Source organism: Pseudomonas sp. A0308 (genome assembly GCF_044218815.1).
Classification (GTDB): Bacteria; Pseudomonadota; Gammaproteobacteria; order Pseudomonadales; family Pseudomonadaceae; genus Aquipseudomonas; species Aquipseudomonas iridis.
In genome coordinates this window covers 4,826,757-4,847,477 of sequence record NZ_CP162581.1, presented here as the reverse complement: position 1 = coordinate 4,847,477, position 20,721 = coordinate 4,826,757, and the positions used below count along the sequence as shown (strand labels likewise).

Sequence of the window (20,721 nt, the reverse complement as noted above, 5' to 3'; positions counted from 1 at the left end):
ATGTGGCAAAGCTATGTGAACGGTTTGCTGGTGGCGTTGGGGCTGATCATGGCAATCGGCACGCAAAACGCTTTTGTCCTGGCGCAAAGCCTGCGACGTGAACACCACCTCCCGGTGGCGGCGCTATGCGTGGTGTGCGATGCGCTGCTGGTGGCGGCCGGAGTTTTCGGTCTGGCGACGATTCTGGCGCAAAGTCCGACGCTGCTGGCGATCGCCCGGTGGGGTGGCGCGACCTTCCTGATCTGGTACGGCAGCCAGGCACTGCGCCGGGCGTTCTCGAAGCAAAGCCTGGATCAGGGCGGGAACCAGACCGTGCGTTCGCTGCGGGCGGTGATGCTCAGTGCGCTGGCGGTGACGTTGCTCAACCCGCATGTTTATCTGGATACGGTGTTGCTGATCGGCTCGCTCGGTGCTCAGCAGTCGGTGCCTGGCGCTTACGTGGTGGGCGCGGCGAGTGCGTCACTGCTGTGGTTTTTCACTTTGGCGATAGGGGCTGCGTGGTTGGCGCCCTGGCTGGCTCGACCAGGCACGTGGCGGATTCTCGATCTGTTGGTGGCGGTGATGATGTTCACGGTGGCGGGACAGTTGATACTTGCCTCCTGAATATTCCAAACCGCTCTGGAACCTCTATCCCACACAGTTGTTGCGTGGTTAAGCCGCAACCCCGGTGCTATGATCCGAACCCTGCGCCGCAAAGAGTAAAAACTCGACGGTGCATTTCTGGCCGCCCGTGATCGGCCTTGCGCTCACCGCAACAGACCTGATTAGGAGAATCATCATGGCTTTCGAATTGCCGCCGCTGCCTTACGCACACGATGCCTTGCAGCCGCACATTTCCAAGGAAACCCTGGAATTTCACCACGACAAGCACCACAACACCTACGTCGTGAACCTGAACAACCTGGTGCCAGGCACCGAGTTCGAAGGCAAGACCCTGGAAGAAATCGTCAAGACTTCCTCGGGCGGCATCTTCAACAACGCCGCTCAGGTCTGGAACCACACTTTCTACTGGAACTGCCTGGCGCCAAACGCTGGCGGTCAACCAACCGGCGCACTGGCTGAAGCCATCAACGCAGCCTTCGGTTCGTTCGACAAGTTCAAGGAAGAATTCAGCAAAACCTCGATCGGCACCTTCGGTTCCGGCTGGGGCTGGCTGGTGAAAAAGGCTGACGGTTCCCTGGCTCTGGCCAGCACCATCGGCGCCGGCAACCCGCTGACCAGCGGTGACACCCCGCTGCTGACCTGCGATGTCTGGGAACACGCTTACTACATCGACTACCGCAACGTTCGTCCAAAGTATGTCGAAGCGTTCTGGAACCTGGTCAACTGGAAGTTTGTTGCTGAGCAGTTCGAAGGCAAAACCTTCACTGCTTAAGCTGCGCGCCAGATAAAAAACCCGGCCATGGCCGGGTTTTTTTATGCCTGCGATTTATATAGGAGCTACCGCAGGTTCGGGCGGCCTTCAGCAGCGCCTGCAGGAGAATAGCGTTGTTCTCACGAGCAATGCCGCCACCGGCCGCTTGCCCCCGTGTCACAGAGGACTAACATCCAACAGAAGAAAATTTGCCCCGCATCGCTCAAGTTGAGGGCTAAAACTACCGACATAGTGCAAATAGGGCTAATACTCCAGATGGCAGGGTGCAGGCCAAGCCTTCAGGCAAATTATCCTGTGCCCGATTGTCCCTTTGACTGCCAACACGGGATTGCCAATACTCATGGCAAATTGACGCTACCCGCACGGAACAAGGAATAACCCTTTGAAGCTGGAACTCAAGAACAGCTTGTCGGTGAAGTTGCTCCGGGTCGTGCTCCTGTCAGCATTGATCGTCGGCGTTGTCTTGAGCTGCGCGCAGATTGTTTTCGACGCCTACAAGACCCGTCAGGCGGTGGCTGGTGACGCCGAACGGATCCTCGACATGTTCCGCGATCCGTCGACTCAGGCCGTTTACAGCCTTGATCGGGAAATGGGCATGCAGGTAATCGAAGGCCTGTTCCAGGATGAGGCCGTGCGCCAGGCGTCCATCGGCCATCCCAACGAAGCCATGCTCGCGCAAAAATCCCGCGAATTGCAGCATTCCAGCAGCCGCTGGTTGACCGACCTGATCCTGGGTCAGGAGCGCACGTTCACCACGCAACTGGTGGGACGCGGCCCCTACAGCGAATATTACGGCGACCTGAGCATCACCCTCGACACCGCCACCTATGGCGAAGGTTTTATCGTCAGCTCCGTGATCATCTTCATCTCTGGCGTTCTGCGTGCATTGGCCATGGGCCTGGTGCTGTATCTGGTTTATCACTGGCTGCTGACCAAACCGCTGTCGCGGATCATCGAGCACCTTACCGAGATCAATCCGGACCGTCCCAGCGAGCACAAGATCCCGCAGCTCAAGGGCCACGAGAAAAACGAGCTGGGCATCTGGATCAACACCGCCAACCAGTTGCTCGAATCGATCGAGCGTAATACGCATCTGCGTCACGAGGCGGAAAACAGCCTGCTGCGCATGGCCCAGTACGACTTCCTCACCGGTCTGCCTAACCGTCAGCAATTGCAGCAGCAACTGGACAAGATTCTGGTCGACGCCGGCAAACTGCAACGCCGGGTCGCGGTGTTATGCGTGGGGCTGGACGACTTCAAGGGCATCAACGAGCAGTTCAGCTATCAGACCGGTGACCAATTGCTGTTGGCGTTGGCCGATCGACTGCGCGCCCACAGCGGTCGCCTCGGCGCCCTCGCCCGTTTGGGCGGCGATCAGTTCGCCCTGGTGCAAGCCGATATTGAACAACCCTACGAAGCGGCGGAACTGGCGCAAAGCATTCTCGATGACCTGGAAGCGGCGTTCGCCCTTGATCATCAGGAAATCCGCCTGCGCGCGACCATCGGCATCACCCTGTTCCCGGAGGACGGCGACAGCACCGAGAAGCTGTTGCAGAAGGCCGAACAGACCATGACGCTGGCCAAGACCCGCTCGCGCAACCGTTATCAGTTCTACATCGCCAGTGTCGACAGCGAGATGCGCCGCCGGCGTGAACTGGAAAAAGACCTGCGCGATGCGTTGCTGCGTGACCAGTTCTACCTCGTCTATCAGCCGCAGATCAGCTATCGCGATCACCGCGTGGTCGGTGTCGAGGCGCTGATTCGCTGGCAGCACCCGGAACACGGCCTGGTGCCGCCAGACCTGTTCATCCCGCTGGCCGAACAGAACGGCACGATCATCGCCATCGGTGAATGGGTACTCGATCAGGCCTGCAAGCAATTGCGCGAATGGCACGATCAGGGCTTCGCCGATCTGCGCATGGCGGTCAATCTGTCCACCGTGCAATTGCACCACGCCGAGCTGCCACGGGTGGTCAACAACCTGATGCAGATGTACCGCCTGCCGCCGCGCAGTCTGGAACTGGAAGTCACCGAAACCGGCCTGATGGAAGACATCAGCACCGCTGCCCAGCACTTGCTGAGCCTGCGTCGCTCGGGGGCGTTGATCGCCATCGACGACTTCGGCACCGGCTATTCGTCGCTGAGTTATCTGAAAAGCCTGCCGCTGGACAAGATCAAGATCGACAAGAGCTTCGTGCAGGATCTGCTGGACGACGACGACGATGCGACCATCGTTCGCGCGATCATCCAGCTGGGCAAAAGCCTCGGCATGCAGGTGATCGCCGAGGGCGTGGAGACCGCCGAGCAGGAGAGCTACATCATCTCCGAAGGCTGCCACGAAGGTCAGGGCTATCACTACAGCAAACCGCTGCCCGCGCGGGAGCTGAGCGTTTATCTCAAGCAGGCGCAGCGCAGCAACGCGGCAATCCTCTAGAAGATCAAAAGATCGCGGCCTCGTTCCACTCGACAGCTCCTACATTTGAAATGCGTTCTCCTGCAGGAGCTGCCGCAGGCTCGGGCCGCGATCGGACGATCTTTTGATCCTGATGCGCGAATAAGAAATATTTCCAAGCACTACCCTTTACACATAATGCGAAAGATTTGCATTATGTCGCAGTTTTGCGCTTCCAGCGCGAGTCCACTCAACTACCGAAGCAGGATGTTCGCCATGATTCGTATGCCTCTGGCTACCGCCAGTTTGCTGGCCATCGCTATTTCTCTCGCCGGTTGCGGCGAAGGCAAAGACAAAGAAAAAGCCTCCGAAATGACGCCGGCTTCCAGCAGCGCTGCTCCAGCCCCTGCCGCTGCGCCTGCTCCTGCTGCCGGTAAAGTTGACGATGCCGCCGCCAAAGCTGTGGTCGCGCACTACGCCGACATGGTCTTTGCCGTTTACAGCGATGCCGAATCCACCGCGAAAACCCTGCAAACTGCGATCGACGCCTTCCTTGCCAAACCGAATGCCGACACCCTGAAAGCCGCCAAGGCTGCCTGGGTCGCCGCTCGCGTTCCATACCTGCAGAGTGAAGTGTTCCGCTTCGGCAACACCATCATCGACGATTGGGAAGGTCAGGTTAACGCCTGGCCACTGGACGAGGGTCTGATCGACTACGTCGACAAATCCTACGAGCACGCACTGGGTAACCCGGGTGCCGCTGCCAACATCATCGCCAACACCGAAGTACAGGTCGGCGAAGACAAGGTCGACGTCAAAGACATCACCCCGGAAAAACTCGCCAGCCTGAATGAACTGGGCGGTTCCGAGGCCAACGTCGCCACTGGCTACCACGCCATTGAATTCCTGCTGTGGGGCCAGGACCTCAACGGTACCGGCCCTGGCGCTGGCAACCGTCCTGCTTCCGACTACCTGGAAGGCGCCGGTGCCACTGGCGGTCACAACGATCGTCGCCGCGCCTACCTGAAGTCCGTGACCCAATTGCTGGTCAACGACCTGCAAGAAATGGTGGGTAACTGGAAGCCGAACGTGGCTGACAACTACCGCGCCACGCTGGAAGCCGAGTCGGGCGAAACCGGTCTGCGCAAAATGCTCTTCGGCATGGGCAGTCTGTCCCTGGGCGAACTGGCGGGCGAGCGCATGAAGGTTTCTCTGGAAGCCAACTCTCCGGAAGACGAACAGGACTGCTTCAGCGACAACACTCACTACTCGCACTTCTACGATGCCAAAGGCATTCGTAACGTTTACCTGGGCGAGTACACCCGTGTTGACGGCACCAAGATGACCGGCGCCAGCCTCTCGTCGCTGGTGGCCAAGGCCGATCCGGCTGCCGACACTGCGCTGAAAGCCGATCTGGCCGCTACCGAAGCCAAGATCCAGGTCATGGTTGATCACGCCAACAAGGGTGAGCACTACGACCAACTGATCGCGGCGGGCAACACTGCCGGCAATCAGGTCGTGCGTGACGCCATCGCCTCCCTAGTCAAGCAGACCGGTTCGATCGAAGCCGCTGCCGGCAAACTGGGCATCAGCGACCTGAACCCGGACAACGCTGATCACGAGTTCTGATCAACCGCGTTTGAGTTAAAAAAGGCGACCTTCGGGTCGCCTTTTTCATGCCTGCTTTCTGTGGTGATGCTGATGGCCCCATCGCTGGCAAGCCAGCGATGGCTGCACCTCGGTACCCAGCGAATAGCTGCGCCACATCAAGTAAACGATAATTCCTCTTATTCAAACTCCCTCGCCCTGTTAGACTTTGCGCCTTTGTTTTCGCCCGTTCGCAGGATGTCTGATGCCCTCGCTGCCTCTTCGCTTGTCCGCACTGTTTCTGGCCCTGGGCCTGAGTGCCTGCGATGACGCCCCGCGTTTCACCAAGGCTGAGCCCGGTGAAGCACGCTCGGGCGGTGCGGCGACCGTGCGCAAGACCGATCAGAACGCATTCTCCCTGCCCTCGGCCAACCTGCCGCCGTCGCGGCGGGTGGATTTCAGCGTCGGCAACAGTTTCTTTCGCAGCCCATGGGTGACCGCGCCGTCGACCACCACCGCCCGCGACGGCCTTGGCCCGCTGTTCAACACCAACGCCTGCCAGAACTGCCACATCAAGGACGGTCGCGGTCATCCGCCACTGCCGAACGCGGCCAACTCGGTGTCCATGCTGGTGCGCCTGTCGATCCCCGACGCGCCGCAATACGCCAAAGTCATCGAGCAGCTCGGCGTGGTGCCGGAGCCAGTGTACGGCGGGCAGTTCCAGGACATGGCCGTGCCGGGCGTGGTGCCGGAAGGCAAGGTGCGGGTCGAGTACACGCCGGTTCCGGTGCGTTTCAAGGACGGCACCGAAGTCGAACTGCGCAAACCGGTGTTGCAGATCACTCAACTCGGCTACGGCCCCATGCACCCCGACACGCGTTTCTCGGCGCGTGTCGCCCCGCCGATGATCGGCCTCGGCCTGCTCGAAGCGATCCCCGAAGACGCGATCCTCGCCATCGCCGCCGCGCAGGCCAAAGACAAAAACGGCATCAATGGCCGGCCGAACCGCGTTTGGGACGACGAACTGCAAAAAACCGTCATCGGTCGATTTGGCTGGAAAGCCGGGCAACCCAACCTCAATCAACAGAATGTTCACGCGTTTTCAGGTGATATGGGCCTCACCACCAGCCTGAGACCGTTCGATGACTGCACCGACACGCAAACCGCCTGCAAACAGGCACCGAACGGCAATGGCCCGAATGGCGAGCCGGAGGTCAGCGATAACATCCTGCGACTGGTGCTGTTTTACAGCCGCAACCTGGCCGTGCCCGCGCGCCGAGGCATTAACGACGAGCAAGTGCTGGCCGGCAAAAACCTGTTCTTCCAGGCCGGTTGCCAGTCGTGTCACACACCGAAATACACCACCGCCGCCAACGCGGCCGAACCTGAACTGGCCAGTCAAGTGATTCGCCCGTACAGCGATCTGCTGCTGCATGACATGGGCGACGGTCTGGCCGACAACCGCACGGAATTCCAGGCCTCCGGCCGCGACTGGCGCACGCCGCCGTTGTGGGGGATCGGCCTGACGCAAGCGGTCAGTGGCCACACCCAGTTTTTGCATGATGGTCGCGCACGTAATTTGCTCGAAGCGGTGCTCTGGCACGGCGGCGAAGCACAAGCTGCGCAGCAACAGGTTTTAGCTTTCAATGCCGAGCAGCGTGCCGCGCTGCTGGCGTTTTTGAACTCACTTTAAATACAGATAAAGATCCGGGAGCCCGACATGTTCCGTCCCAAGCTGTTGTTCACCAGCCTTGCCGCCATCGCCCTCGGCGCCTGTTCGCCGCAGGATCCGCAAGCGGTTACCTCGGCTGCCATCGCCAAATCGGTGATCCTGCCGACCTACACGCGCTGGGCAGAGGCCGACAAGCAACTGGCCGTCAGCGCCCTCGCCTACTGCCAGGGCAAAGAGACGCTGGAAACCGCCCGCGCCGACTTCCTCCACGCACAGAAAGCCTGGGCCGAGCTGCAACCGTTGCTGATCGGGCCACTGGCCGAGGGCAACCGTTCCTGGCAGGTGCAGTTCTGGCCCGACAAGAAGAACCTGGTCGGCCGTCAGGTCGAGCAACTGGTCCTCGCGCAACCGCAGATCGACGCCGCCGCACTGGCCAAATCGAGCGTAGTCGTGCAAGGCCTGTCGGCGTATGAATACATCCTGTTCGACGCCAAGCCAGACGTCGCCAACGCCGAGCAGAAAGCCAAATACTGCCCACTGCTGATCGCCATCGGCGAACGCCAGAAGCAATTGGCCGAAGAGATTCTGCAAGGCTGGAACAACACCGACGGCATGCTCGCGCAGATGAGCAAGTTCCCCAACCAGCGCTACGCCGACTCCCACGAAGCGATCGCCGATCTGCTGCGTGTGCAAGTCACCGCACTCGACACCCTGAAGAAAAAACTCGGCACGCCGATGGGCCGTCAGAGCAAAGGTGTGCCGCAGCCATTCCAGGCTGATGCGTGGCGCAGCCAGTCGTCAATGACCGCGCTGGAAGCCAGCCTCGCCGCCGCCAAAACCGTTTGGGAAGGCGTCGACAACAAAGGCCTGCGCGGTCTGTTGCCGGCTGAGCAAAAGCCACTGGCGGACAAGATCGATGCTGCCTACGGCGCGTCGCTGAAACTGTTCGACAGCACTCAGCGCTCGCTCGGCGAAATGCTTGAAGACGACGCGGGGCGTCAGCAACTCAACGATATCTACGACAGCCTCAACGTCGTCCATCGCCTGCACGAAGGCGAACTGGCCAAGGCGCTGGGCATTCAACTGGGCTTCAACGCCAACGACGGTGACTGATGAGGGCAAGTGCCATGCTGCGACGCCAGGCTCTGACTTTAGGTAGTTTGCTGCTGGGAGCAGTGACGCTGGGCGGCTGGACGCTGTTCAAACGCAAGGATCAGAGCCCGCTGCTGCTGTCGGCTCGCGACGATACCGACGGCAAACACTACGCCGTCGGCTATCGGCTGGATGGCACGCGCGTATTCGCCACCGAGGTGGGTCAGCGCTGCCACGACATCATCAATCATCCTACGCTGGCGATTGCGCTGTTCGTCGCCCGCCGGCCGGGTACCGAAAGCTACCTGATCGACCTGCGTGACGGCACGTTGCTGCAAACCGTGACGTCGCAGCCGAACCGGCATTTCTACGGCCACGCCGTGGTGCACAAGGACGGCGAATACCTGTACGCCACCGAGAACGACACCACCGATCCGGGTCGTGGCCTGCTCGGGGTGTACAAGTTCGAAGGCGAGCGGCTGGTGCACAGCGGCGAGATTTCCACCCATGGCCTCGGCCCGCACCAGGTGTCGTGGATGCCCGACGGCGAGACGCTGGTGGTGGCCAACGGCGGGATTCGGACCGAGGCGGAAAGCCGCGTCGACATGAACCTCAGCGCCATGGAGCCGAGCCTGGTCCTGATGCAACGCGACGGCACCCTGCTGAGCAAGGAAACCCTCGCCCAGCAGATGAACAGCGTGCGCCACCTGGGGATCGCCAGCGACGGCACCATCGTCGCCGGTCAGCAATTCATGGGCGCGTCACACGAGCGCTCGGAGCTGCTGGCGATCAAACGTCCGGGGCAACCGTTCGTGGCGTTCCCGGTGCCGGAGCATCAGTTGCAGTCGATGGGTCACTACACCGCCAGCGTCGCGGTGCACAGCGACCTGCGACTGGTGGCGCTGACCGCCCCGCGTGGTAACCGCTTTTTCATCTGGGATCTGGACAGCGGCGCAGTCCGCCTCGACGCACCGCTGCCCGATTGCGCCGGCGTCGGTGCGGTGCAGGACGGCTTTGTCGTGACCTCGGGTCAGGGGCGTTGCCGCTACTACGATTGCCGTCAGAATGAACTGCTGGCCAAGCCGCTGGAATTACCGGCAGGGCTCTGGGACAACCATCTTCATCTGATGGCGTGACACGCCTTTAAAAGATCGCCGCCTTCGGCAGCGCCTACAGGGGATCACGGTCTCCTGGAGCGCGGCAGACGGCGGCGATCTTTTTCCATTCCCCGTAAAAACTGCCAGTTGGAATCCCCCCTGAACTCGGAGTAATGTTGCCCGCCTGTCTCACCTGATTTATCCAAGGAACTGGAAATATGCTGCGTCGCCGCATGCTGATCATGTTGGGTGTTGTTTTGCTGATTGTCCTGGTGCTGGGCGGTTACAAAGCCTTTTCGATTTACACCATGGTTCAAGGCTTCTCCAAGCCGAAACCGCCGATCAGCGTTGCCGTGGCCACTGCCAGCGAGCGCCCGTGGCAGATGCGTTTGCCCACCGTCGGCAGCCTCAAGGCCCTGCAAGGCGTCGACCTGAGCCTGGAATCCTCCGGCACCGTCACCGAGCTCAAATTCGAATCAGGACAGAAGGTCAAGGCCGGGCAACCGCTGCTGCAACTCGACAGCGCCGTTGAAGCCGCTCTGCTGGAGACCGCCAAAGCCGACCTGGGTCTGGCGCAACTGGACTTCGGGCGTGGCAGCCAACTGATCGACAGTCGCGCCATTTCCAAAGGTGAATACGACCGACTCTCGGCGGTTCTGCAAAAAGAGCGGGCCACGGTCAATCAGCTCAACGCAGCGCTGGCGAAAAAACGTATCCTCGCACCGTTCAGCGGCACCATCGGCATCCGTCAGGTCGACATCGGCGACTACCTCGCCAGCGGCACCAAAATTGCCACTTTGCAGGATCTGAGCAGCCTCTACGCCGACTTCTATGTGCCCGAACAATCGGTGCCGAAACTCGCTATCGGCCAACCAGTGAATATCTCCGCCGCCGCTTACCCCGGGCAGGTTTTTTCAGGGAAGATCAGCGCGATCAACCCGCTCGTAGAAAGCTCCACGCGTAACGTGCTGGTCCGCGCCACCCTGGCGAACCCCGACGGCAAACTGTTGCCGGGCATGTTCGCCAGCCTCGAAGTGCTGCTGCCCGATCCGCAGAAATACATCGTGGTGCCGGAAAGCGCGATCACCTACACCCTCTACGGCAACTCGATTTACGTGGTCGGGCAGAAGAAAGCCGAGGACGGCAGCCTCGAAAAAGACGACAAGGGCCAACCAGTGCTGATTGCCGAGCGGCGCTTCATCGAAACCGGTGAGCGCCGCGATGGGCTGGTGATGATCAACAAGGGCGTGCAGAGCGGCGAACACGTGGTGACGGCCGGCCAGATCAAACTGGACAACGGCGCACACATTGCCATCAGCGACGACAAGACCCTCGGCGAGCAGAACAGTCCGCCCCGCGCCGACTGATCAAGGAATCCCCATGGCTTTTACCGACCCGTTCATCCGCCGCCCGGTGCTCGCCACCGTGGTCAGCCTGCTGATTGTGCTACTGGGCTTCCAGGCCTGGAGCAAGCTGCCGCTGCGCCAATACCCGCAAATGGAAAACGCCCTGATCACGGTGACCACCGCCTACCCCGGGGCCAACGCCGAAACCATTCAGGGCTATATCACCCAGCCGATGCAGCAGAGTCTGGCCAGCGCCGAGGGCATCGACTACATGACCTCGGTCAGTCGCCAGAACTTCTCGGTGATTTCGATTTACGCGCGCATCGGCTCCAATACCGACCGCCTGTTTACCGAGTTGCTGTCCAAGGCCAACGAAGTCAAAAACAAACTGCCGCAAGACGCCGAAGACCCGGTGCTGAGCAAGGAGTCCGCCGACGCCTCGGCGCTGATGTACATCAGCTTCTTCAGCAAGGACCTGAGCAACCCGCAGATCACCGACTACCTGTCACGGGTGATCCAGCCAAAACTGGCAACCCTGCCAGGCATGGCCGAAGCGGAGATCCTCGGCAATCAGGTATTCGCCATGCGCCTGTGGCTTGATCCGGTGAAGCTCGCCGGTTTCGGCCTCAGCGCCAGCGACGTGACCAACGCCGTGCGCCAGTACAACTTCCTCTCCGCCGCCGGCGAAGTGAAAGGCGAGTACGTGGTCACCAGCATCAACGCCAACACTGAATTAAAGTCCGCCGAAGCCTTCGCGGCGATTCCGCTGAAGGTCAGTGGCGACAGCCGCGTGTTGCTCAGCGATGTCGCGCGGGTCGAAATGGGCGCGGAAAACTACGACTCGATCAGCTCGTTCGGCGGCACGCCTTCGGTGTATATCGGCATCAAGGCCACGCCGGGGGCCAACCCGCTGGATGTGATCAAGGAAGTGCGCAAGATCATGCCGGAGCTGGAGGCGCAGCTGCCGCCGAACCTCAAAAGCGAGATCGCCTACGACGCCACGCTGTTCATTCAGGCCTCCATCGATGAAGTAGTGAAAACCCTGTTCGAGGCGGTGCTGATCGTCATCGTCGTGGTGTTCCTGTTCCTCGGCGCGCTGCGTTCGGTGGTGATTCCGGTGGTGACCATTCCACTGTCGATGATCGGCGTGATGTTCTTCATGCAGATGATGGGCTACTCGATCAACCTGCTGACCCTGTTGGCGATGGTGCTGGCCATCGGCCTGGTGGTCGACGATGCGATTGTCGTGGTGGAGAACATCCACCGACATATCGAGGAAGGAAAAACCCCGTTTGACGCAGCGCTTGAGGGCGCGCGTGAAATCGCCATGCCGGTGGTGTCGATGACCATCACTCTGGCGGCGGTTTATGCACCAATCGGTTTTCTCACCGGGCTGACCGGAGCGCTGTTCAAAGAGTTCGCGCTGACCCTGGCCGGTGCCGTGGTGATTTCCGGCGTCGTCGCCCTGACCCTGTCACCGATGATGTGTGCGTTTTTGCTGCGCCACGAGGAAAACCCCACAGGCCTGGCGCATCGACTCGACCGCATCTTCGACAGCCTCAAGCGCCGCTACCAGAGCACCCTGCATGGCACGTTGAACACCCGCCCGGTGGTGCTGGTGTTCGCCTTGATTGTGCTGTGCCTGATCCCGGTGTTCCTCAAGTTCACCAAATCGGAACTGGCGCCGGACGAAGACCAGGGCATCATTTTCATGATTGCCACCGCCCCGCAGCCGACCAACCTCGATTACCTGAGCACCTACACCGACGAATTCATCAAGATCTTCAAGGAGTTTCCGGAGTACTACTCCTCGTTCCAGATCAACGGCTACAACGGCGTACAGGCGGGCATTGGCGGGTTCCTGCTCAAGCCCTGGAACGAGCGCAGCCGTACCCAGATGGAAATCCTGCCCGAGGTGCAAGGCAAACTGCAGAGCATTCCGGGCTTGCAGATTTTCGGCTTCAACCTGCCCTCCCTGCCCGGCACGGGTGAAGGCTTGCCATTCGAGTTCGTGATCAACACTGCCAACGACTACGAACTGCTGCTGCAAGTGGCCGACCGGATCAAGAAACGCGCCATGGAGTCAGGCAAGTTTGCCTTCGTCGACCTCGATCTGGCGTTCGACAAACCGGAAGTGGTGGTCGACATCGACCGCGCCAAAGCGGCGCAGATGGGCGTGTCGATGCAGGCTCTGGGCGGCACGCTGGCGACATTGCTCGGTGAGGCGGAAATCAACCGTTTCACCATCGAAGGGCGCAGCTACAAGGTCATCGCCCAGGTCGAACGCCCCTTCCGTGACAACCCGGACTGGCTGAACAACTACTACGTGAAAAACGCGCAGGGCGAGTTGCTGCCGCTGTCGACGCTGATCAAGGTCAGCGACCGCGCACGACCGCGTCAACTCAACCAGTTCCAACAGCTCAACGCGGCGAAGATCTCTGGTTTTCCGTTGGTGAGCATGGGCGAGGCGATCGACACCGTATTGCAGATCGCCCGGGAAGAGGCGCCGGCCGGGTTCGCGTTCGACTATGGCGGCGCATCGCGACAATTCGTGCAGGAAGGCAGTGCCTTGTGGGTGACGTTCGCGCTGGCGCTGGCGATCATTTTCCTGGTGCTGGCGGCGCAGTTCGAAAGTTTCCGTGATCCCTTGGTGATTCTGGTGACGGTGCCGCTGTCGATCTGCGGTGCGCTGATCCCGCTGTTCCTCGGCTGGTCGAGCATGAACATCTATACCCAGGTCGGCTTGGTGACGTTGATCGGGCTGATCAGCAAGCACGGGATCCTGATCGTCGAGTTCGCCAACCAGTTACGCAAGGACAGGGGCCTGTCGGCGCGTGAAGCGGTCGAAGAGGCCGCCGCGATTCGGCTACGCCCGGTGTTGATGACCACGGCAGCGATGGTGTTCGGCATGGTGCCGCTGATTCTGGCGACCGGCGCGGGGGCCGTCAGCCGGTTTGATATCGGGATGGTGATTGCGACGGGGATGTCGATCGGGACGCTGTTTACGCTGTTCGTTTTGCCCTGCATCTACACCCTGCTGGCGAAACCCGATCCCAAACAAACCCAATAACCATGTGGGAGCGAGCCTGCTCGCGAATAAGGTGTGTCAAATTACATAGATGTTGACTGACACGCCCTCTTCGCGAGCAGGCTCGCTCCCACAGGGGCTGGGGTGAACCCTGATAAAGCACAATAAAAAAGGCCTCGCATCTGCGAGGCCTTTTATTTGGGCTTCAATCGGTTCAACTCTGTGGCCTCATGCCTTGCGTCAGTCCGAACATGAACAACAACAAATCATGATCGGGTTGAGTTGCCACGGAGGCTTTCGCCACCCGTGGTACTGCACAGTGCGCATCCGTCGTGGACGCGCCGAGAACCTGCATGCGCGGCTGCTCCCAGGCAGCCACCGCCAGTGAAGCAACTGCCAAGGCTCCTACCAAAAACAAACCTCGTGCAATTTCGAGTTTCATCGCTATAAACCTTTGATAGCGCTGCCAAACGCCGTCTCGTAAAAGTAGACGAGTTTTTTCCAGTCCGCGTCGCGGAACGACGAGTGGCGACGCAATTGCTTCATGTCATGGGAGGCGGCGCGATAAGCGGTCAGACGCTGGCGGCATTTCTCAAGATCGATCAACGCCACTTCAGCGGTGGCCGACTCGCCTTCGCCCGTCACCCGTACAAAAACGTGTTTGATGTAGATGCAGCTGTGCTGCCAGCGGCCCTTGTGCATACGCGCCAGGTTTTCGGCCAGATCCTTGAGCACACGCTCATAGATCGCGTCGCCGCACTGATCGCGACCACCGGCAGACGCCAGCCAGTGTTCCAGTTCCTGGAAACCGTCCAGAGACTTGGTCACCAGCAGAGCGCGCCACTTGTGCTGCGGATCAGGCTGGGCACCGCAGAAAACGATTTGCGGCACGCGCACGCCGAGCTTGCTGACACCGGTCAGGGCATCCAGCTCGCGCAGTACAGTCGGGCGTCCGAACGGATGCAGCCAACTCCGATAAATGTGACCGGTCTGGCGTTTGGCATACAGCAACTGGCCATCGCGACCGACAATCCGTTGCACGCCACTTTCGCCGCCACGGCGCACATTGGGTTCTTCGACCCACTCACCGCGCTGACTCCAGTAGTAGTCGAAACTATCCTGAGGAGTCACTTGCGCTTCTGCTGCCATTTGCACTGCCATCCTTTACCTCTTGCGTAATACGTAAACTCGCCACATCGCATAGAGCGGAATAAAGTCGAGTTGTTCCTGAATGCGGAAGCCCGCTGCTTCAAATTCTTTTTCGATCGTAGCCGCCGGAATCAAAAAGCGATTCTGGTAATCACGGTTGGGACGATCCTTCTCCGCGCGCTTGCGTTTCCAGGCCTTGAAATTGCCGTCGACCCACAACGAGACGATCACGCTGTCACGGGTCACGCGCTCGAACTCACGCAGAATCGCCATCCGGTGCTCGGCTTCTCCGATGTGGTGGAGCAAGCGCATGCAGAAAATGCTGTCGACGGCGTTATCTGGCAGAGCAATATCGAAAGCGGAGGTGTGCAAGGGTTTAACCCGCTTCACCACATCCGCCGGTTGTCCTTCCAATGCGATCTTGATCATCGACTCGGAGTTGTCCGCACCGATAATCACCCGATTGGGCTTTTCCGCCAGCAACGGCCAGAAGCGTCCGGCACCGCAAGGCAAATCAAGCACCAGACCGGGTTCGCCAGCCAGTGTCAGAGCCTTGCGCGCCAGTTGCTCGTCACGCAGATGGGAAAGACGACGTCCGAGGCCTTCTTTATGCTTGCGCAGATATTTCTTAGCGTGTTGATCGTCGTACTTTTCGGAAAAATCGAGCTTGATCGGGCCGGTCATCACCAGGACTCCTGAATTACTGATGGCACCACCTTAGGGAGCGGCGTGTCAGCAGCAGGTCGTCCAAATGTGAAAAAAATGTCAGGTAAACCGACAAATTATTACAACGTTATACAGGATTTAGACAGGTTGACGGGAGTAGCCTAGAGCCACTATTTGCGTCCGAAATGGCCAAGATCTACCTCGAAGCGGCAACCATTAGGTTCCATCGTGCTCAGGCTGACAGTCCAGCCCTGGTTTTCGCAGATGCGTTGTACCAGTGACAAGCCCAGCCCCAGACCGTCCCCGCGCTTCTCGCTGCCACGCACGAAAGGCTCGAACATGGCCTCACGTTTCTCTTCAGGAATGCCGACGCCGGAGTCTTCGACGACGAATCCGTTGGCGGTGAGCGTCAGGCGAATGAAACCGTGCTCGGTGTAATGCAATGCATTGCGCAGCAAATTTCCCATCACGGCATTCAGCAGGGTTGCGTTATAGCGGGTATCCGCTGGGTTACCGGGATCAAGGGTGAGGGTCAGTCCCTTGCGCTCGATCGGCTCGCGCCACAGGCACACCAGACTTTCTGCCACTTGCGTCAGGTTTTGCTGTGGTGCCGCCCCGGCCTCTTCATTCTGTGCGCGGGCGAGCATCAGGAAGGTCTGCACCAACTCGCGCATTTCCTCGCTGGCGCGGGCAATACGCTCGACCTGAGAACGGCCGCGCTGGTCGATCCCCGGGTTTTCCAACAGCAGTTCGCAAGAGCTCGCCAGCACCATCAACGGCGTGCGCAACTCGTGACTGACGTCACTGGTGAACAGCCGTTCGCGGGTCAGAGCTTGGCGCAAACGCCCCAGCGTGGCATCGAACGCCACCGCCAGTTCACCGACTTCATCCGCCGCGTAGTCCGGCGCCAGCGGCGGCGCCAGACCCAGCAATTGATCCCGATGGCGAACCTGGCGTGCGAGGCGCACCACGGGCGCCATGACCTTGCGCGCAAGGACCCAGCCGAGGAATACCGCTAATGCGAGGCTGAGCACAAAGCCCACCAGCACCACGGCAAACAGCACGCGCTCACGTTCTTCGAAATCGCTTTGATCCTGCAGCAGCACATACCGCCGGCCATCAACGACTTCGACCATGGCGTGATATGACAGCTGCTCGCGGAACACTTCATGGAAACCCGCATCCAGATGACGCAGATCCTTGGGCAAGTCGAAGTCGCCGGGGCCACCACTGAAGTAGAACAGTTGATCCGGCTCCGGGCGATGGCTCCAGTCGGAGACATTGTCCATCAGCAACAGACGTTGCAGATCGCCGCCCAGCCCTGCCGAAATCAGTTTTTCCTCGACCAGATGCACCGTCGCGACAATGCCCATGGCGAAAGCGCCGGCAACCAGTGCGCTCATCAGCGCAAAGGCGATGATGATCCGTTGAGAAAGGCTTTGCTTAAACTCCATCACGCCCCTCGGCCAAGCGATAACCGACGCCGTGCACGGTGTGCAGCAAGGGTTTGGCAAACGGTTTATCGATCACCTGACGCAATTGGTGGACGTGGCTGCGCAGGCTGTCGCTGTCCGGGCAGTCATCACCCCACAGCGCCTCCTCGAGAATTTCCCGACGCAGCACGTGCGGGCTCTTCTGCATCAATACCGCCAGCAGTTTGAGGCCGACCGGGTTGAGCTTGAGCAGCTTGCCTTCGCGGGTCACTTCCAGGGTGTCGAGGTCGTAGCTCAGATCGGCGACCTGCAAGGCACGCCGGCCGCCGCCCTGCGCACGGCGCATGACCGCTTCGATCCGCGCAGCCAGTTCTGACAAGGCGAAGGGCTTGATCAGGTAATCGTCGGCGCCGGACTTGAAGCCCTGCAAACGGTCGTCCAGTTGATCGCGAGCGGTGAGCATGATCACCGGGGTGTCACGGCGGGCGTCCTCGCGCAGGCGTTTGCACAAGGTGTAGCCGTCGATACCGGGCAGCATGATGTCGAGCACGATCAGGTCGTAGTGCTCAGTGGCCGCCAGATGCAGACCCGACAGACCGTCCTGGGCGCAATCGACGGTATAGCCCTTGAGCCCCAGGTAATCGGCCAGATTGGCCAGGATGTCGCGGTTGTCTTCAACCAATAGAATTCGCATGGGCACCTCTTGCGTACACGGTTACCGCCGTCATGGCTCGCGCAGCTTACGGCCAACGGTGGCTCAGGGCTAGGCATGTAGCGGGATGTTTATCGATAAACCGTTTGTTTGTGCCGGCCAACGATTTTTTCACCTTCGGTTAACAAATCACCCACGCACGCGGGCGCAGACTGCGCGCGATTACGCCCCTCAAAACACTTGCCGACCAAGGAATTGCCATGGTGTCGACCTCTGCCCGTCCCGTTTCAAGGCCTCTGAATTTCTGGTTGTGCTTGGGCATTCCTGCCTTGGCTGCACTGGTGCTGATGCTGCTCGAACTGACCGATCTGGACATGGATCTGGCCAGGCTGTTCTACGATCCGGTTGCGGGGGACTTCATCGGCCGGCACAGCTTCTTCCTCGAAGACATCCTGCACGACCGCGCCAAGCAGGTAGTGATCGCATTTTCGGTGTTCGCCATTTTCGGTTTCATCGGCGCGTTCTTCATCAACAGGCTCAAGCCGTTCAAGCGCGAGTTGGGCTGCCTGGTGCTGTCTCTTGGGCTGGCGACTTCGTTCGTGACGCCGGTCAAAGCGGTGACGGCCGTGCAATGCCCCTGGAGCCTGGAGCAATTCGGCGGCCATGAAACCTACAGCAAACTGATGGATCATCGCCCGCCGACCGACAAGCCCGGCCGTTGCTGGCCCGGCGGTCATGCGGCCACGGGGTTCACGTTGTTTGCGCTGTTCTTCGTGTTGCGTGACCGGCGACCGCGTCTGGCGCGACAGGCATTTGTCTTTGCCTTTGCCCTGGGCTCGGTGTTCTCGATCAGCCGGATGATGCAGGGCGCGCACTTCTTTTCGCACAACGTGTGGACGGCGATTTTCTGCTGGCTGATTTGTCTGGGATCGTATTACTGGGTGCTGTATCGCCCGGCGGTGAAGGCTGAATCGGTGGTCAACACACGACCGGTCAGCGTCTGAACTGACGCCATCGCTGGCAAGCCAGCTCCCACAGGGATCTCCAGTGTTCAGAGATGCCATGAGCAGCAGTGATCACTGTGGGAGTCTGGCTTGCCAGCGATGGCCGCGCCCAGGTTTCAGGTGAACCTCAAATCAGCGGCAATAAAAAACCCCGCCTGCTTATCGCAGGCGGGGTTTTTGCGTTACGGGGTAAGGCTGGGTTACATCATGCCGCCCATGCCACCCATGCCGCCCATGTCTGGCATACCGCCGCCAGCGCCGCCGTCTTTCTTCGGTGCATCGGCAATTGCAGCTTCGGTAGTCAGGATCAGACCGCCGATCGAGGCTGCAGCTTGCAGAGCCGAACGGGTAACCTTGGTTGGATCCAGGATGCCCATTTCGATCATGTCGCCGTATTCGCCAGTCGCAGCGTTGTAACCGAAGTTACCTTTGCCGTTTTTGACTTCGTTGACGACTACGCTTGGCTCGTCGCCGCTGTTGGCAGCGATCTGACGCATCGGCGCTTCAACAGCGCGACGCAGCACAGCAATACCGACGTTCTGGTCAGCGTTGTCGCCGGTCAGTTCGGTCAGGGCTTCCAGTGCACGGATCAGCGCAACGCCACCGCCAGGTACCACGCCTTCTTCAACGGCTGCGCGGGTTGCGTGCAGGGCGTCTTCAACGCGGGCTTTCTTCTCTTTCATTTCTACTTCGGAACCAGCGCCAACCTTGATCACTGCAACGCCGCCGGACAGTTTGGCCAGACGCTCTTGCAGTTTTTCACGGTCGTAGTCCGAGGAAGTTTCGGCAACCTGAGCACGGATCTGAGCGATACGCGATTCGATGTCGCCTGCAACGCCAGCACCGTCAACGATGATGGTGTTTTCCTTGGAGATGGTCACGCGCTTGGCGCTACCCAGGTTTTCCAGGGTGGCTGCTTCCAGGCTCAGGCCGATCTCTTCGGAGATAACGGTACCGCCGGTCAGAACAGCGATGTCCTGCAGCATGGCCTTGCGACGGTCGCCGAAGCCTGGAGCCTTGACGGCTGCAACTTTGACGATGCCACGCATGTTGTTCACAACCAGAGTCGCCAGGGCTTCGCCTTCAACGTCTTCCGATACGATCAGCAGTGGACGGCCGGCTTTGGCAACGGCTTCCAGTACTGGCAGCATTTCGCGGATGTTCGAGATCTTTTTGTCGACCAGCAGAACCAGCGGGCTCTCCAGTTCGGCAACCATGGTCTCAGGCTTGTTGACGAAGTACGGGGACAGGTAGCCACGGTCGAACTGCATGCCTTCTACAACCGACAGTTCGTTTTCCAGGCCAGTGCCTTCTTCAACGGTGATCACACCTTCTTTACCGACTTTTTCCATGGCTTCGGCAATGATTTCGCCGATGGAGCTGTCGGAGTTGGCCGAGATAGTACCGACCTGAGCGATTGCCTTGGTGTCAGCGCATGGCTTGGACAGGTTCTTCAGCTCTTTGACGATAGCGATGGTCGCTTTGTCGATACCGCGCTTGAGGTCCATCGGGTTCATGCCGGCAGCGACGGCTTTCAGGCCTTCGTTGACGATCGACTGAGCCAGAACGGTAGCGGTGGTAGTACCGTCGCCTGCGTCATCGTTGGCACGGGAGGCAACGTCTTTGACCAGCTGCGCGCCCATGTTTTCGAAACGGTCTTCGAGTTCGATTTCTTTGGCGACGGAAACGCCGTCCTTGGTGATGGTCGGAGCGCCGAAGCTCTTCTCGATGATCACGTTACGGCCTTTCGGGCCCAGGGTCGCTTTTACCGCGTCAGCCAGGACGTTGACGCCCTTGAGCATTTTCTTACGGGCGGAATCGCCAAACAGAACTTCTTTAGCAGCCATGATCGATATTCCTTAAATACTTTGTAGTAGCGGGAAAATGGACGGGGTAATCAGCCTTCGATAACGGCGAGAATTTCGTTCTCGCTCATTACCAGCAGGTCTTCGCCGTCGACTTTCACAGTGTTGCTGCCGGAGTAAGGACCGAACACAACCTTGTCGCCTTCCTTAACGGACAGTGCGCGCACTTCGCCGTTTTCCAGAGCTTTGCCCGGGCCTACAGCGAGAATCACACCGTGGTTGGCTTTTTCAGCAGCCGAACCTGGCAGGACGATACCGCCAGCGGTTTTCTTTTCTTCTTCGCTGCGACGGATTACGACGCGGTCATGCAGAGGACGAAGCTTCATTGTCGATCTCTCCTAATTGTGGTTTTCATCGGCCGGT

General features: G+C 59.7%; 17 protein-coding genes. 10 read left to right on the top strand and 7 right to left on the bottom strand.

The window, feature by feature from the left end; genetic code table 11:
• The 9 genes from AB4P92_RS22505 to AB4P92_RS22465 all read left to right on the top strand — a co-directional run bounded on the left by AB4P92_RS22505 (window position 1) and on the right by AB4P92_RS22465 (window position 13,631).
• Window positions 1-603 carry a LysE/ArgO family amino acid transporter gene (locus AB4P92_RS22505; RefSeq protein ID WP_042560703.1) on the top strand — a complete coding sequence of 201 codons (603 nt, stop codon included), beginning with the start codon at window positions 1-3 and terminating at the stop codon, window positions 601-603.
• 175 nt (window positions 604-778) lie between these two features.
• Window positions 779-1,375, top strand: coding sequence for a superoxide dismutase (locus AB4P92_RS22500; RefSeq protein ID WP_042560704.1), 597 nt, complete (start codon window positions 779-781; stop codon window positions 1,373-1,375).
• 382 nt (window positions 1,376-1,757) lie between these two features.
• Window positions 1,758-3,809 (top strand): bifunctional diguanylate cyclase/phosphodiesterase, encoded by a 2,052-nt coding sequence (locus tag AB4P92_RS22495; protein WP_042560705.1) that lies wholly within the window; start codon window positions 1,758-1,760, stop codon window positions 3,807-3,809.
• A 234-nt stretch (window positions 3,810-4,043) separates the two neighbouring features.
• The gene (locus AB4P92_RS22490) at window positions 4,044-5,396 is read left to right on the top strand and encodes an imelysin family protein (RefSeq protein ID WP_047302845.1); all 1,353 of its coding nucleotides are present in this window, start codon (window positions 4,044-4,046) and stop codon (window positions 5,394-5,396) included.
• A gap of 223 nt (window positions 5,397-5,619) precedes the next feature.
• Window positions 5,620-7,047 carry a di-heme oxidoredictase family protein gene (locus AB4P92_RS22485; RefSeq protein WP_395598178.1) on the top strand — a complete coding sequence of 476 codons (1,428 nt, stop codon included), beginning with the start codon at window positions 5,620-5,622 and terminating at the stop codon, window positions 7,045-7,047.
• A 27-nt stretch (window positions 7,048-7,074) separates the two neighbouring features.
• Window positions 7,075-8,139 carry an imelysin family protein gene (locus tag AB4P92_RS22480; RefSeq protein ID WP_395598177.1) on the top strand — a complete coding sequence of 355 codons (1,065 nt, stop codon included), beginning with the start codon at window positions 7,075-7,077 and terminating at the stop codon, window positions 8,137-8,139.
• Window positions 8,140-8,153: 14 nt separating this feature from the next.
• Window positions 8,154-9,254 (top strand): DUF1513 domain-containing protein, encoded by a 1,101-nt coding sequence (locus tag AB4P92_RS22475; RefSeq protein ID WP_261735928.1) that lies wholly within the window; start codon window positions 8,154-8,156, stop codon window positions 9,252-9,254.
• Between the two features lie 179 nt (window positions 9,255-9,433).
• Window positions 9,434-10,582 carry an efflux RND transporter periplasmic adaptor subunit gene (locus AB4P92_RS22470; protein WP_395598176.1) on the top strand — a complete coding sequence of 383 codons (1,149 nt, stop codon included), beginning with the start codon at window positions 9,434-9,436 and terminating at the stop codon, window positions 10,580-10,582.
• 13 nt (window positions 10,583-10,595) lie between these two features.
• Window positions 10,596-13,631 (top strand): multidrug efflux RND transporter permease subunit, encoded by a 3,036-nt coding sequence (locus tag AB4P92_RS22465; protein WP_395598175.1) that lies wholly within the window; start codon window positions 10,596-10,598, stop codon window positions 13,629-13,631.
• Between the two features lie 172 nt (window positions 13,632-13,803).
• Here the strand turns inward: AB4P92_RS22465 and AB4P92_RS22460 are convergent, their stop codons facing one another.
• The 5 genes from AB4P92_RS22460 to colR all read right to left on the bottom strand — a co-directional run bounded on the left by AB4P92_RS22460 (window position 13,804) and on the right by colR (window position 17,531).
• On the bottom strand, window positions 13,804-14,031 hold the full coding sequence (locus tag AB4P92_RS22460; protein ID WP_042560713.1) for a hypothetical protein: 228 nt from the start codon (window positions 14,029-14,031) through the stop codon (window positions 13,804-13,806).
• Between the two features lie 2 nt (window positions 14,032-14,033).
• Complete coding sequence (locus AB4P92_RS22455; protein ID WP_395598174.1) at window positions 14,034-14,750, bottom strand: lipopolysaccharide kinase InaA family protein; 717 nt, start codon at window positions 14,748-14,750, stop codon at window positions 14,034-14,036.
• 3 nt (window positions 14,751-14,753) lie between these two features.
• Window positions 14,754-15,422: a class I SAM-dependent methyltransferase gene (locus AB4P92_RS22450; protein WP_395598173.1), complete on the bottom strand. Its 669-nt coding sequence runs from the start codon at window positions 15,420-15,422 to the stop codon at window positions 14,754-14,756.
• A gap of 152 nt (window positions 15,423-15,574) precedes the next feature.
• A complete protein-coding gene (locus tag AB4P92_RS22445; RefSeq protein WP_395598172.1) occupies window positions 15,575-16,858 on the bottom strand; it encodes a sensor histidine kinase in 1,284 nt (427 codons plus the stop codon).
• Entirely contained in the window at window positions 16,848-17,531 is a 684-nt protein-coding gene (gene colR / locus AB4P92_RS22440) for a two-component system response regulator ColR (protein ID WP_042560717.1), read from the bottom strand. The genes AB4P92_RS22445 and colR overlap by 11 nt, the downstream gene beginning before the upstream one ends.
• Window positions 17,532-17,749: 218 nt before the next feature.
• On the opposite strand from colR, the gene AB4P92_RS22435 reads away from it, so the two are divergent.
• Window positions 17,750-18,493 carry a phosphatase PAP2 family protein gene (locus AB4P92_RS22435; protein WP_395598171.1) on the top strand — a complete coding sequence of 248 codons (744 nt, stop codon included), beginning with the start codon at window positions 17,750-17,752 and terminating at the stop codon, window positions 18,491-18,493.
• A 200-nt stretch (window positions 18,494-18,693) separates the two neighbouring features.
• On the opposite strand, the gene groL is transcribed toward AB4P92_RS22435, so the two are convergent.
• Both groL and AB4P92_RS22425 read right to left on the bottom strand, forming a co-directional pair.
• Complete coding sequence (gene groL, locus AB4P92_RS22430; protein WP_210622651.1) at window positions 18,694-20,340, bottom strand: chaperonin GroEL; 1,647 nt, start codon at window positions 20,338-20,340, stop codon at window positions 18,694-18,696.
• Window positions 20,341-20,390: 50 nt separating this feature from the next.
• A complete protein-coding gene (locus AB4P92_RS22425; RefSeq protein ID WP_007916610.1) occupies window positions 20,391-20,684 on the bottom strand; it encodes a co-chaperone GroES in 294 nt (97 codons plus the stop codon).
• Window positions 20,685-20,721 lie beyond the last annotated feature (37 nt).